The organism is Cohnella nanjingensis (assembly GCF_014212125.1).
Lineage (GTDB): Bacteria > Bacillota > Bacilli > Paenibacillales > Paenibacillaceae > Cohnella > Cohnella nanjingensis.
The window spans coordinates 73,459-87,369 of sequence record NZ_JACJVP010000039.1; the positions used below are offsets into that span (position 1 = coordinate 73,459).

Here is a 13,911-nt window from a genome sequence, read left to right on the forward strand (position 1 = left end):
GCTTCCTAAACTCAAATTATCAAGAGGGAGGGAAGCACCGTGTATTTAGCCATACGAGAAATGAAATTCGCCAAGGCCCGTTATTCGCTGATCGCCATCATTATGCTGCTTGTTGCCTTTTTGGTCCTGTTTGTCACGGGATTGGCGAAGGGACTCGCATATGACAATGCGGCCTCGATTCAGAACATGAACGCTACGCACTTCATGATGGAGAAGGGATCGAATCATCGCTTCACCCGGTCTCAACTCGGCGAAGGTGATCTGGCGCAGGCCGGTTCCATAGTAGGGGAAAAGAATGCGCAGCCGGTTGGCGTCAAAATGACAACGGTGACGACCGGAGGGGCCGCCCACAAGCTAGATGTGACGTTGCTCGCCGTTAGACCGGAGGGCTGGCTGATGCCTTCCGTCACCGAAGGAACGGCAATTACCTCTCAGACGGAAGGAAAAGTGCTCGTCGACGACCAATTGAAGGATTCCGGAATCGGTATCGGTACCGAGATCTTCGATCAAGCTTCGGGGATGAAGTGGATCGTCAGCGGGTTCGTGAGCCATGAATCGTTCAGTCACTCTCCAGCCGTGTTTCTAAACGAGCGGGATTGGCAGCAGCTTCAGTCCAAGTCGTCGGCGTGGAAGGGAGCCAGTGGAACAGCATCCGGCATCTCCTACAGTGCGATCGCCGTAAAGGCGAATAAGGACCAGGCCAAGCAATTGGCCGCAGCACTGCCGGATACCGAAGTCGTTACGAAATCGGAGGCCGTCTCGGCCATACCGGGCTACAAGGAAGAGCAGGGCTCGCTTCTCATGATGATCGTCTTTTTATTTGTCATTTCCGCGTTTGTCTTGGCCGTGTTCTTCTACGTCATCACGATCCAGAAAAGCAGTCAGTTCGGTATTTTGAAGGCCATCGGCACGCGTACGGCCTATCTCGTACGAAGTGTTGCCCTGCAAGTGCTGCTTTTGTCGTCAGGCAGTCTCGTTGTCAGCGTGCTTCTCGTCCAAGGGATGAAGGCGGTCTTGCCAAGCGGGATGCCCTTTCAGCTAGACGTTACTACGCTGGCGAGTACATGCGGAGCTTTTATCGCGATGTCGCTCGTTGGATCGTTGTTTTCGGTTTGGCAAGTGACCAGAATAGACGCGTTGGATGCGATCGGGAGGACGGCGGCATGAGACATAGACTCCTATTGGACCATATTAAGCGCACCTTCGAGGACGGCGGCATGCAGCGGACGATTCTGGACAATCTAAACCTACAGGTAGCGGAAGGCGAGCTGGTTGCCGTTATGGGGCCATCCGGTTCAGGGAAGAGCACGTTCCTATCGATCGCGGGCGCTCTCCTTGAACCAACGAGCGGGGATGTGCTGCTCGATGGGGAATCGATAACCGGCAAAAACAAGAAAGAACTGACGGACATACGGCTGCGTCGACTGGGATTTATATTCCAGAGCGCGAATCTGATCCCTTACTTGAAGGTGGAAGAGCAGCTTGTGCTTGTCGCCAAGATGGGCGGGATGAACAAATCGACGGCGGTCAGACGTGCGAGGGAGCTTCTGAATAAGCTGGGCTTGACCCATCGCCTCCATGCTTATCCGGAGAAACTATCAGGGGGCGAACGCCAGCGCGTCGCCATCGCCAGAGCGCTCATGAACGATCCGGCGGTGCTGCTGGCAGACGAACCGACGGCGAGCCTGGATGCCTCGCGGGGAATGGACGTCGTGCGTTTGCTTGCCGGCGAAGCGAAAGAGAGGGGCAAGAGCGCTGTAATGGTCACGCACGACGAACGCATTCTGTCGCTGTGCGACCGCGTACTCTATTTGGAAGACGGACGGTTGGTCGAAAAACAAATGGTGTTGCGCTAACGTCAACAACAGATTCCATCTTCCGATCCCAAAAAGCCGACGGCCGTTTTCCGGGCGTCGGCTTTTGCGTTGGGTCCATTCCTTTCACGATCCGGTTTGCGCAAGCATCTCTTTCTTGATCCATAATTTCGAGAAGTCGATCCAGCCGAATGAATCAAGCGTTACTCCATGCAGCGCCGGATGATACTGCGTGATCTTGTTCATATGGTAGCCGAACAAGACCCAGTCCTCGTCCCGCATTCTCCGTTCGATTTGGTCCAGGATCCGGGCCCGTTGCTCCGGCGAGATCAACATGGCGAGGCTGCGAATGGACCTGTCCAGCCATGCATGCTGTTCGCGATCCAACAAGCGGCGGATAAAGCACGCTTCGTCCTGAAACAAGCGAAGATATCCCCACTCCGTATCCTCTTCCAACGATTCGCAGATGACCAGCATGTCGGCCTCTTGATCCGCATCGGTCGTATAGTAGTCGGTCAGGTGGACGGGATGGAGGGACAGGCGCAGCCCAACGGCTTCGCCGCGATTCCGTATCCACCGGGCATCGTCATGAAATTCTTTTTTGTTCCAATAATAGAGCTTTAGCTCTTCCGCGGCATATCCGCTTTCTCGCAGCAGCGCCTTTGCCTCTTGTAGCGTTGCTTTCTCCACATCCGTTTGCTTACTGTTCTCGGGAAAAAAGCTGTCGGCAGGAGAAATGCGATTGCCTTTCAATTCTTCGATGATCGCGGCGCGGTCGAAAACAAGCCTCATCGCTTTGCGGAACGAACGATGGCGTTGAACGCCCTCTTTTCGAAAGTTGAAAACGATAAACTGGCAGCCGTCCATGACAGATTCGATTTCGCCGTTGTCGCCGTGACCGTCCAGCTTGGCGGGGTTCGCATCGGGAAGCTGATACAGATCCTTTTCCATGTGTACCGGCATGAACCAAAATTCGACCCGATCCAGAAAGGGTCTCTCCCGGAAGTAATCATCATATGCTTCGAGAACCAGAACCCGATCCGTGAATTCGGCCATGCGAAACGGTCCCGTGCCAATTAAATTTCTTTCCGAAAAGGCCACGTCATGGGGGAGGATAGACATATAGAACGAGCTGAAAAAATGAAGAAACAATCGATTGGGCTGCAGCAAATAAAAGGAGATCGCAAAATCGGAAACGATCTCGACACGTTCAATCTCTTCATATTGCCAACGCGACGGAGAGTTCACGTCTCTCAGCCGCTGCACCGTATACAGGACGTCCTTAGTGGTCAGCGTTCGACCGTGATGAAAGCGCACCCCTTTTCTCAAATAAAAGGTCCAATTGCTGCCGTCCTCGTTGTTTTCCCAAGCTTGGGCAAGCGACGGAAGGTGCGTCTTCTTCCGAGGGTCGAAAACCGTCAACGTATCGCAAATGCGCTGAAGAAGAAAGGCTTCCGTCGAGGTGGATACGAAAGCGGGATCGAGGCAAGCGGACGCGCAGCCCATCGTAACCCGGAGGATGTCCGCCGTGGCGGCGTCCGACCGTTCCCGTTGAAAACCGAACCGATCCTCGAGCAGTTGGCGAAGCTTGTTGCGTTGAGGCAGGGGCAGATTGGGATGATAGAAAAGATCCATGGCTTCATTTAACTTGTTGGTCGTGTCCGAATTAGCTTTGGGCACGATGATGTTCGGAGATCCGACGAGCGAAGAGGAATCGATTCGAATGGTGTATCATTTTCTGGATGCAGGCGGAAACTTCGTCGATACGGCCGACTACTACGGCGAATCCGAGCAGATTGTCGGAAAGGCGATTCAAGGGCGCAGATCGGAGGTCGTCCTGGCGACGAAAGTGGGACTGGCGATTGGTTCGCATCCGAATGACAGAGGCAGCTCCAGGAAGCATATGATGGACGGCATCGAGGCCAGCCTTCGCCGGTTGAATACCGATTACATCGATTTGTATCAGCTGCATTCGTGGGACCAGGTGACGCCGATCGAAGAAACGCTCCGGACGCTTGACGATCTGGTCGCGTCCGGCAAAGTCAGATATGTAGGCTGCAGCAATGATCTGGCTTGGCAATTGATGAAATCGCTGGCCTTTAGCGACGCGAAAAGCTATGTCCGCTTTGTCTCCATCCAACAGCAGTACAGCCTGGTGAGCCGGGAAATGGATCGCGAGCATCTATCGTTGTGCTTGGAAGAGAAGGTGGGCATTCTCCCCTGGGGGCCTCTTGGAGGCGGCTTGTTGACCGGGAAATACAAGACCCAAGAAAAGCCGGAAGCCGGCCGATTCTCTTGGGGTTTGACAGGAGAATTCGACGTGAACGCCAAATTTACGCCGAAAAATTTTGAAATTATTGAGGCGGTTAACGAGATTTCCCGCGAAACGGAAAAAACGCCTTCCCAAGTGGCTTTGAATTGGCTGCTGGAGAAAGAAGGGATCACTTCCCCGATTATCGGCGCCACTTCCCTATCCCAATTGGAACAAAATATGGGGGCGGTCGGTTGGTCGCTGTCGCCGGAGCAATGGGAGCGTTTGGACAGGGTCAGCTGTCTGCCCAGCGAATATCCGGCCCGCATGCAAGAGAGATTCAAACGCCCTCTTTCGTAAGCAGAAGAGGAGGCGGGGCACTGCCTGAATTTGAGAGCGGCAGACGGACGATGATTCTTGAGTCTGGACTGTAGCAGCAGATACGGCGTCGTTTACAGGGCTCAATATTCAATGACAAAGCAGCCTTAGTTCGGTTTTCGACCGGACTAGGCTGCTTTTTTTTAACCCATCAGCGACGCAGGTACGGATTGTGTTCGATGACCGCAGCCGTCCGTTCGGCGAGCTCGGAAATCCGCACGAGTCCGAAGCCGTCCACGCCGGACTTGATGAGGTCGTTCAGCGGAGCGGTCCACTTCTCGGGCAGCGCCGCCGCGCCCCTCAGCATGCCGACGATCGAGCCGGCCGTCGCGCCGTTGCAGTCCGTATCGAACGCCGCGGCCACGGCGATGCCGATCGTGCGTTCGAGGTCGCCTTCGCCGAACAACAGCGCCAGCGCCACGATCATCGCGTTCGAAATCGCATGGCACCAATGATGCGAACTCGATTCGTCGTACCGCCCGTGAATGCGGACGATGCCTTCCTCCCAGGAGATGCCTTCGCGCCGCCAGCCGATGACAAGCTTGACCGCCTCCGCCAGCCGGCTACGCTCCGGGATTTCGTTCAGCCCGTCCAGGACGATCTGCTCGATGTCCGTTTGGACGGCAGCGGAGGCCAGCATGGCCGCTACCCACATCTCGCCGAATATGCCGTTCTTCACGTGAGATATCGCGGCGTCGCGCCAGGCCATCTCGGCGGCTTTCTCCGGATGGCCGGGATTCGCGTAGCCGAACATATCCGCGCGGATCTGCGCCCCGATCCATTCCCGGTAAACATTCCGGAACGAAGCGGAGCGAGGTGGCTCGACGAGATTGACGAGATTCCGGTAAGCGACCCGCTCCGCGGTACAGACATGCAGAATCGGCAAATTCATCAGCCACGATTCCGCGACGTCGTCCGGCGTGAAGTCATAGCCGTACCGCTCGAGCACAGCAAGCCCGACGATCGTATAGTTCGTGTCGTCGTCCTCGACCATATGCCGGACATTGTTGATCCAGTTGATATGCGAGCTGCCGTAAACTTGACCCTCGTTCGTCAGCCCGTAGCGGTCGATGATCGATTGCGGCTGTTCGGACGAAAGATAGTACGAGATCGGGTAATTGTCCGTATCCCGCAGCAAGCCGGTCAGACGTTCCCGCTTCCAACCTTCGACGGGCTGTCCGAGCAGGCAGCCCGCGCAGCGGCCAAGCCAAGCCCCGTACACTTTGTCGTAGACGGTCGCCTTATCGGAAGCATAAGGCCGAGGCGCGTTCCTTGCGGCCGGCCGCGACCGCCGGATGCCGTCCAGATCGGACGGTTCGTCGTAGGCATAGCCGTCCCGCACCGGCAGACGTTCCGTATCGTCCAGCAGTTCAGTCGCCATCCGTTCGCGTTCGGGGTCCCGCTCGCCTAGAGCGACGATGCTGGCTATCCGCCGCTCCAGCCCCTCCACGTTTTTCCCTTCGTCCTCGGCTTGCCGAAGCTCAATGTGCAGGTCCGGCGCATACCGAAACCATGCATGGTTTCCGATTTTCATGCTGGCCTGGCCACTCCTTTTCTTCGATTGGAGTCGTTCCTTCGTTCCGTCTCGCGAAGGACCGCCTCCACATCATAGCCGGACGCCAGCGGCCCGTCTTGCCATAATCCGCTCCCCGTTTGCCAAAATCGGCTGACCCGGTATCCCTAAGCATGCAGCCTCAGGCGAAGAAAAAAACTCCGACCCGGTGAAATCGCGGGCGGAGCCTCCGTCTTGCTCTATTGCGGATGGGCGATCCCGAGGACGCCGGCCATCTCCCTGTAAGCCTGAGGCGCGAGACCGACGATCCGGCGAAAGGCTCGGTAGAACGGCGTGACGCTCTGAAAACCGCTCTGCAGGCACACCTCGATGACGGAGAGCCGCGTCTGAACCAGTAACCGTTTGGCTTCATTGATTCTCAGGTGCAGCAGATGCTCCTTGAAGCCTTCTCCCACGGTTTCCGCAAAAACGTGCGCCGCTCGGGAATGGCTAAGCCGCATGATCGAGGCGATGTTCGCAACCTGCAGATCTTCTCGAAAGTGCCGCTTCATATAGGCAAGCGCGGGCTGAATCCGCTCGTAGCGTGCGTAAGCCCCCGTCAGATCGGCCGTCGGCAAGCCGTCTCCGTAGTGCCGGAAGAGCAGCACGCAAATCTCCAGCAGGAGACTGCGCATCATGGTCTGGTAGCCCGGGCTCCGCTCGCGCTGCTCTTCGAGCAGCGCGGCGACGAGACGTCCTATCCGGGCCGACGTCGCGTCCGAAGCCGGAATCCGGTTCGTAAATCTCGGTGGATGATACAGAAACGGAAGCAGCAACTCCCGGTTTTCCTTCAACAGCACGGCCGGGTCGAAGAATACGAAAGCATATCGGCTGGGGTCATGCTCGTCCGACTGCGCGATATGCCGCTCGAGATTGTTGACGACGAACACGTCCCCCGGCCGGGCCTCATAGGTTTTGTCCCCGAAATGAAACAGCCCCTTTCCCGACAGACAGCAGCCGATCTCCAGCTCCGTATGCCAATGGAAAGGCTCGGGGTAGGGCAGAGGCGTCCATTCGTCCACGGATAGTCCCGCCTCTTGGTCGATGGCGTTCCACGCTCTCATGGCCGCACCTCCTTTCCGCTTGCGCGGATGTTCCTTCCATTATACCCCCTGTTCCGAAAGGTAGGGAAGGGAGGGGGGATGGCGGGTTAACAGCCGGTCCGTCGCGAAATCGTTCTTGATATAGCCGATCCGTATCGTGGCGCCCGGGGAGATGCCCAGCGTCGATAGCGGCACCTTGAGCTCCACGACGGACGCATTCTTGCTGAATTCCAAATTCGTCACGGAGTCGGTCAGCGTTCTTAAGGCTGTCCAGCTCCAACCCGCTCCCGTGTTGCGATAAACGACGTTGTTTTCGATTAAGAAATCGGCGCCGTTGGCTGCCCAGCCGCTAGCGCTATAGCCGGTACCCGTATTGTTGTCGGCGTCGATGAAAATTGTCCTTTGACATTGAGACTGCTTCCTTGGACGAGGAGCTTCAAATCGACGGCATCGTTGGTCGCTTTTAAGATCTGGACGGTGGTGTCGCCGGATGCGCGCAGGGATCCCGGTCCAGTCCGAAGCGCTGCCGTCAAGACTGGCGTCAGTCTTTGCAAACGCAGGTTCTACAAAAATTAGAACTGCTCTGCAGATGAATTTGCTGTTACCTTTGAAGATAAGAAGGAATTAAGGAGGAGACATCATTGATGACAAGATGGTGTCAGGTTGCTGCCTATTCGGCTTCAAAAGTAGCGGCTGCAGGGCTTGTTTTTTGGGGTTTCCTGGTTGTAGCGGGGGGATTTGAACTTTATCAGATGTCCGAGCTAACCCGGCAACTCCCGCTGTGGGGCTATATTTATGGTTATGCCGTACTGTTCTCTGTCTTGGTGGACGCGGTGCTCTACAGGTGCAAAATAAACTTCTCCAAAACGACGCTTACCTTCCTGCTTTATGTGGTAGGAGGGTATGTCCCTTTTCTGGTCTGGTCTTCAGGCCAATGGATCTTTAGTCTGTTTGCCGGTGCCTACGGAGTAGCCTGCGCACTTGCGTTTCTTGCTGCGGCCCATCTGTTTCGAAGGTGGTGGCCCTACAGCACAGCAGCAGCGATACTGCTGCTTGCCGGGGCCGTCTACATTTCTACGGCTGATTTCACAGTGACTAAACATTGGATGGGGACACGCACTGCCGATGGCTATCGCGCAGAATTTACTTATTTTAACGGGAAGAAAGAGATTTCTGTTGATCTAGGAATGGATCAAACGTTGTCTTATCACATCGACTGGCAGATCACCAGCGGCGGATATGGCACGTACTTGGATGCGGAGGGCGGAACGTACACGAACGTTATGCGGGGTGGCGAAGCGTGGGTCGCATATCGGGTGAAGAAACCGTCCACAGTAAGAATCGTCGTCACCGGCGATCGGACACAGGGAGCGTTGACAATCAAGTGGGAGATAACCGGATGAGGAAGGATGGTTTCATCCCTTCGACGAGCTAACGGCGGCCGAATACGAGTATTTAAGAGAAGAAACAAGTCAGTTATTCAAAGTGAGTTTGTCGGAGGACAAGAACATATAGCGTTATAGATCCGCGTATTCGGTTTTTTTCATTTTATCAGAACTCATTTTTGTCAAAGTCAGTGTCAACAATGTATACCGATTGCCGATATAGGACAGAAGACTGCTGTTTATATCGAGGCAACACTTTTCCATCATCTTTTGTTTGCGAAGGCGACCTTCAAAGTACAAGGACATACGTCTCGTATCAAATCAAGCCCTTCAGATCCCTGAAGGGCTTGATTTCGTTATTTCCGATGCTCCTATTGTCCTCAAGCATTAAGGAAGCAACGTGATCGAAGGCAAAGACCCGTTTGCGGCAGGCAGCCGATCCGTCGCGGAATCGTTCTTGATGTAGCCGATCCGTATCGTGGCGCCCGGGGAGATGCCCAGCGTCGATAGCGGCACCTTGAGCTCCACGACGGACGCATTCTTGCTGAATTCCAAATTCGTCCCGGAGTCGGTCAGCGTTCTTAAGGCTGTCCAGCTCCAACCCGCACCCGCGTTGTGATATACGACGTTGTTCTCGATTAAGAAATCGGCGCCATTGGCTGCCCAGCCGCTAGCGCTATAACCGGTTCCCGCATTATTGTCGGCGTCTATGAAAAATTGTCCTTTGACGTTAAGGCTGCTCCCTTGGACGAGGAGCTTCAAATCGGTGGCATCGTTGGTCGCTTTTAAAATTTGGACGGTGGTGCCGCCGGATGCCAGCGTGCTTACGCCGGTCCAATCCGAAGCGCTGCCGTCAATGGTAATGGAAGGATAGGTGTTTCCGCCTCCGCCGGCCGAGAAAGAACCGGTGCCCGTGGACGATCCGTTGCCGTTCACTTGGATGGTACCGGTGTTGGAGGTACGGGTGTTTACGTTCGAATTGTTCTGATGGACGGGATCTCCCGTGAAGGAAGTGCCATAGCCGGTGCTAAGATTATTGTAGTAATAGAGGGTGTTGTTGCTCGCGGAATACCAGAGATCCGTCCACTGGAACGGGAAACCGTACATGGCGGCCGCCCACCAGGCCATTTTATACTTATCCGTCGTATTGTCGGCAGAGGAAGCGCCGCCCGCGGCGTTGGTCGCCAAGGCGGCCGTGATCACGCCTTTCGTGCGGTAATAATTCAGGGCTTTGTCCGCTTTGGCGGACCAGGCGGAAACGGATTGATAGGCATTGCCGGAGACGAGCCAGCTTTCGGCCAAATAATAATCTCCCGACACCGTATTCGGCGGATTGTTCGCGCCGGTCTCGCTCAAGTTGCCCAGGGCATCGTCGATGTTCCAGGCGTTCATAAACGCTTTTAAGCCGACGCTGTGAATGTAGCTCAGCATCGTATTCTGCCTGTCGCGCGTTACGCCGTAGTCGAAGCCGTAATCGTCCAGAAAGATCCCGTAAGCGCCCATGCTTTTCCATTCATCGACATAGGACTTCATGGTCTCGATGCTTAGGTTTTGCGTGCTGACGCCCAAGTCCACGTAACCGAACACTTTTTTTCCGTTGGCTTTGAGGGAGGTCATGATCGTCTTGGTGTTGGCGTTGTCTCCATGTGACGGATGCTCGATGCCGTCTCCGAACACGATCAGGTCGAATTGGTTGAACGTGTTTGTCGCGGTCGTCAGATTGCCTGCGGCTCCGTTCACCAGGGACGGCCAGCCATAATAAATGGCCAAGTGCGGCAAGGGGGAGATGGGGTCGGCGGCCGACGCCTTGGGGGACTCGCCTCCGAACAGAATCGACAACAGAAATGCGCCTGCCAAACTGGATCTGAACCATTTCGTTTTCATTCGTGATCAGCTCCTTCGAATGGATGGATTGCAACGTGTGACTGAACGGGGCTCCGTCGCTAGCCGGGAATCGATTCGCAGCGAAGTATTTTTGGCGCAAACAATGCAAATAAAATTGATAATGACGAAAGGGGGATGCGCCGACGGAGAGATTATATCTTAAAGAATCGGCATTCACAATGGGGGTTAATCGTATGAATTTGCCGCAAATTGTTGATTTGTGGAAATAACATGGAAATTTATAATCATGTCACATCCATTTTTGCGCAAATATTTGCGCAAAAAAACAGAGGCCGACCGGAGATTCCGGTCGGCCAAGCCAATGATGAAGGATGGCACATCCTTCCAAGTCGTGTTCGGTTACGGAGAGTAAATGGATCCGATAAATAGCCACGCTCCGGTCTGCCTGTCTTCAATCGCGATAAAGAAAGGGCGGTCTACGTTCATGCTGAACGGGTCCAAAGGTATTTCCGCCGAGGTGGCTTTCACGGTTACTGAGGTAACCGCAGCAGCCTCCGTACCTTTCTCGTTGACTTCAAGATATGTTTTGTGCATGACGTGGCTGATCACATGGTTGAAGCCGGGAGCGATGAGGGGAAAATCCGCGCGAGCGGGATCGTAGGCAACCGCCATTCCCATCGATTGCAGCGCCTTATCCATCGATTTTTCGTATTCCAGCTTAAAGCTTGGTAGTTGGATTTCTCCGTTTCTTTCCTTGAAAGGCTTCTGCCACCGGGACGCATCGGACCACAAGCGTTCGTGCAGAGCGGGCAGAGAGGAATTCTCATCCGGCAAGATGACGAGCATATCCATTTGGCCCTCGCCGTAAGGAAGCCGGATCGCCTGATAACCGTCCTCCTCCGCGTACTCGTACGTGCCTGTCCTGGACATCATGGAAACTTTTTTGGTAGAACCGTCGGAAAGCCTAAAAGCTTCTACTTTAGTAGAGGAAGGCGAAAATTCATCTTCCCAGCTCCCGTTAAAATAAATGGCGTTAACCAACACCAGGCTATCGCTAGGCTCCAATGGTTTGTTTAGAATAGCGGGAATTTTGCCCTTTGTTTGCTTTTTAACCCATTTGTTTACGGTTTCATGCGCCGTCTTGCTGCTGAAGTCCAACTCCTCCACGCCGGCTTCATAGTCGTTGCGGGCAGTTTGCGCAAATGGGTTTGCAAGACGGATTCCTTTTCTGCTCCAAAGCGAATTGGCCGTATTCAATTCCACGCCTCGGCCGGTTTGTTTAAGCAAATGATTCATCGTTTTGTACCCTTTGTTGAGCTCCTCTAGCGGCATTTCCTCCCAGCCTAGCGTAATGGCCATGGCTTGCCGCGTGTTTCCGGCGCTTCCGTTGTACGTCATGGCGAGCGCCGTCGATAGGCTGGTTGGGGAAAGAAACACATTGGTATCGTTCCCCTCCTGCACCAGATGCCGATGGAGCGTCAGACCAAAAGCATTTTGCGCCTTTACGATTTTCGGATCCAAATGCGATGCGGCCTCGGCTCGTTTTTCATACGAGATTAAGGACGGTTTTCCGCATGACGCTAGAAGCGACGAGAGGAACAGACCGATTAGCACCTGTTTTGCCCGCATCCCGTTCATCCCCTTATGTTTGATCTGCTTTCATTTACATTTATGGACGGAGATGTGCCCGGTAATGTTGCCACAAAATCCCTGATCTTGTATTCTTAGTGCATGGCGAACCTTTGCAGCATCGCGATACTCGCATTTTCGCACATTTCCTCTCTAAGCAGGTGATCATTTGAAAAGAAGATTGGGTATCGTGATGAGTGCGCTTCTCGCGATAAGTCTCGTTCCCGTCGCGGATCGGGTTTCCGAAGCGGCAGCGCCGGCAGTGGCCGCAGGGGAGCTGAAAGAAGGAAAGCTTGCTTTTTCTTATGCGGACAAGACGGGGCAGCGGCTACTCGGATTTGAGAGCTCGAAGCCGAAGCGGTTCGTCAAGGCGGTTTACGATCCGGGCAAATCGCTCGACATCAAGTACGTGAAGCACCAAAAAGTGAGCGACAAAAGCAACGGTCGTCAAACAGCTTGGAATTTCGACCTGGACGAAGGCGAGCTGTATTCGATCGCCAAAGGCCATATCACGCCGAACGATTCTGTGCTGCTGGCGGAGAAAGACGCTTTTGAAGGACACACTTTTTTGAGCTATAAGCCTTTATCCAAAGGCACATTCTCCAAAACGGTCATCGCGCAAATCGAGAAACAGAAAAAGCGCAAGGTCGTGAAGCAAGGGCTGATCGGACAAGCAACGCCGGACGTGCATATCGGGCTCGTTGAATATGCGAAGGCAAAAGGGCAAAAGCCGCTGGCAAGTCTCGTTCTGACGACAAAAAGGGGACCGTTGTTCCTCGATTTCGTCGGCAACGACGATCCGACCTCCACCTGGCGGGTGGACGACGGCGGTACGATAACGCCGGACATGTTCCACATTTTGTTCGTGACCGAGTCCAAGCAAGGTTACAGCTTTGCATACGAGTGGAGCGGGGCCGAAGGCTACTCGCTTGAGGTGCTGCAGCAACAAGGCGGCAAGTTAAGGCGCGTGCTGCAAGGCAGCCGGTACGCCGCTCCGGTGTGATCGCAGCGACCAACTCCCGCTTACGAATCCTCGTACGTGATCGCGACTTCGATGTCTTGATCGTAATTGCCGAAATGTCTGCCGAACAGACTGAGCCCGCCGCAATTCTTAGCCGTTTCGGGAACGGAAAGGCGCAAGCGGATATCTTCGCCGTAGCGGATCGGAACGTCGCGGATCGAAACGTCGGACATGCGCACGCCGTCGATGAATGTCCCCTCGGGCTGAAGCTGGATCGATTTCAGCAATCCGTGCTGCGTGCCGTACTCCCACCAGTCGGGCGTATGAACGCCGCGATTGCGGCCGAAGTCGCCGGGACAAGTCCAATGTCCGATGAAGACCTCGTTCAGATGAAAATGAATATCGGAGGGCCAATTCTCGTTGAATCCGGGCGCTTCCGAACATAACTCGAGAGAGATGGAGACGCTGCGGGTTCTCTGATTAGACAGCAGGTAATTCGGAATCCGATATTCGACGTAACCGCTGCCGAACCATAGGAGGGACGCCTTCATCCGTTCGGGATCGGCGAAATAGCGCGGGTCGTCGATCATGCCGATGATTTTCGAGCGGGAGGCGAGTCCGCAAGTGGGCATGATCCGGTAGTCGGAATATTGCCCGATCGGGATGGAAGTCGTATAGCGGTTCGGGACCGGAGGCGCGGCGGGCGCGCGGAACTGAAGCGTAATGGAATCGAGGCGCAGATGGCAGACCTTCTGCCGGCCGCGCGTGCCGGTGAGGCTCTCCGTTCGTATAATGCCGGCGTCTTCCAGCTTCTGCACGTGTTTGGTCACGACGGCAGAGGAGAATCCCAGCGCATTGGCGAGTTCTTTGACATTCATCGGCCGCTTGTCCAGCAGTTCGATCATCCGTACCCGGCTTTCGGAAGCGAGCGCTTCTAGCAGCATCATCTGCCGCGTGGAGACTAGGATTTTCATGGGTCAACCTCGCTACGTTCGAATCGACATATTCAGGTAATTATATAATCGCGAAATGGACGAATCAACATCAACCGAC

The 13,911-nt window shown here is 54.8% G+C and carries 13 protein-coding genes; 6 read left to right on the forward strand and 7 right to left on the reverse strand.

The genetic code is table 11. From position 1 onward, the window contains the following. The first annotated feature begins 60 nt into the window (after positions 1-60). A complete protein-coding gene (locus H7C19_RS22585) occupies positions 61-1,167 on the forward strand; it encodes an ABC transporter permease (RefSeq protein ID WP_221469410.1) in 1,107 nt (368 codons plus the stop codon). Next, positions 1,164-1,856: an ABC transporter ATP-binding protein gene (locus H7C19_RS22590; RefSeq protein WP_185671331.1), complete on the forward strand. Its 693-nt coding sequence runs from the start codon at positions 1,164-1,166 to the stop codon at positions 1,854-1,856. Before H7C19_RS22585 ends, H7C19_RS22590 begins: the two co-directional genes overlap by 4 nt. Positions 1,857-1,940: 84 nt before the next feature. On the opposite strand, the gene H7C19_RS22595 is transcribed toward H7C19_RS22590, so the two are convergent. After that, positions 1,941-3,143, reverse strand: coding sequence for an ABC transporter substrate-binding protein (locus tag H7C19_RS22595; protein WP_246469679.1), 1,203 nt, complete (start codon positions 3,141-3,143; stop codon positions 1,941-1,943). On the opposite strand from H7C19_RS22595, the gene H7C19_RS34935 reads away from it, so the two are divergent. Together H7C19_RS34935 and H7C19_RS22600 are read left to right on the forward strand one after the other, a co-directional pair. After that, complete coding sequence (locus H7C19_RS34935; protein WP_246469680.1) at positions 3,120-3,461, forward strand: hypothetical protein; 342 nt, start codon at positions 3,120-3,122, stop codon at positions 3,459-3,461. The genes H7C19_RS22595 and H7C19_RS34935 overlap by 24 nt on opposite strands. Positions 3,462-3,471: 10 nt before the next feature. After that, positions 3,472-4,425: an aldo/keto reductase gene (locus tag H7C19_RS22600; protein WP_313731943.1), complete on the forward strand. Its 954-nt coding sequence runs from the start codon at positions 3,472-3,474 to the stop codon at positions 4,423-4,425. Positions 4,426-4,594: 169 nt separating this feature from the next. On the opposite strand, the gene H7C19_RS22605 is transcribed toward H7C19_RS22600, so the two are convergent. The 3 genes from H7C19_RS22605 to H7C19_RS22615 form a co-directional block, all read right to left on the reverse strand. Beyond that, positions 4,595-5,977 carry an ADP-ribosylglycohydrolase family protein gene (locus H7C19_RS22605; protein WP_185671334.1) on the reverse strand — a complete coding sequence of 461 codons (1,383 nt, stop codon included), beginning with the start codon at positions 5,975-5,977 and terminating at the stop codon, positions 4,595-4,597. Positions 5,978-6,195: 218 nt separating this feature from the next. Beyond that, positions 6,196-7,059, reverse strand: coding sequence for an AraC family transcriptional regulator (locus H7C19_RS22610; RefSeq protein ID WP_185671335.1), 864 nt, complete (start codon positions 7,057-7,059; stop codon positions 6,196-6,198). A 39-nt stretch (positions 7,060-7,098) separates the two neighbouring features. Then, positions 7,099-7,281 carry a hypothetical protein gene (locus H7C19_RS22615; protein WP_185671336.1) on the reverse strand — a complete coding sequence of 61 codons (183 nt, stop codon included), beginning with the start codon at positions 7,279-7,281 and terminating at the stop codon, positions 7,099-7,101. Between the two features lie 398 nt (positions 7,282-7,679). Here H7C19_RS22615 and H7C19_RS22620 point away from each other — a divergent pair, with 398 nt between their 5' ends. After that, positions 7,680-8,441 (forward strand): hypothetical protein, encoded by a 762-nt coding sequence (locus H7C19_RS22620; RefSeq protein ID WP_185671337.1) that lies wholly within the window; start codon positions 7,680-7,682, stop codon positions 8,439-8,441. Positions 8,442-8,810: 369 nt separating this feature from the next. Here H7C19_RS22620 and H7C19_RS22625 read toward each other — a convergent pair whose 3' ends face one another. Further along, on the reverse strand, positions 8,811-10,307 hold the full coding sequence (locus H7C19_RS22625; RefSeq protein WP_185671338.1) for a putative glycoside hydrolase: 1,497 nt from the start codon (positions 10,305-10,307) through the stop codon (positions 8,811-8,813). A gap of 360 nt (positions 10,308-10,667) precedes the next feature. Beyond that, positions 10,668-11,897, reverse strand: coding sequence for a serpin family protein (locus tag H7C19_RS22630; protein ID WP_185671339.1), 1,230 nt, complete (start codon positions 11,895-11,897; stop codon positions 10,668-10,670). A 193-nt stretch (positions 11,898-12,090) separates the two neighbouring features. Here H7C19_RS22630 and H7C19_RS22635 point away from each other — a divergent pair, with 193 nt between their 5' ends. Further along, positions 12,091-12,900: a hypothetical protein gene (locus H7C19_RS22635; RefSeq protein WP_221469411.1), complete on the forward strand. Its 810-nt coding sequence runs from the start codon at positions 12,091-12,093 to the stop codon at positions 12,898-12,900. A gap of 20 nt (positions 12,901-12,920) precedes the next feature. Here the strand turns inward: H7C19_RS22635 and H7C19_RS22640 are convergent, their stop codons facing one another. Further along, positions 12,921-13,832 (reverse strand): ArsR/SmtB family transcription factor, encoded by a 912-nt coding sequence (locus tag H7C19_RS22640; RefSeq protein WP_185671341.1) that lies wholly within the window; start codon positions 13,830-13,832, stop codon positions 12,921-12,923. Positions 13,833-13,911: the final 79 nt, after the last annotated feature.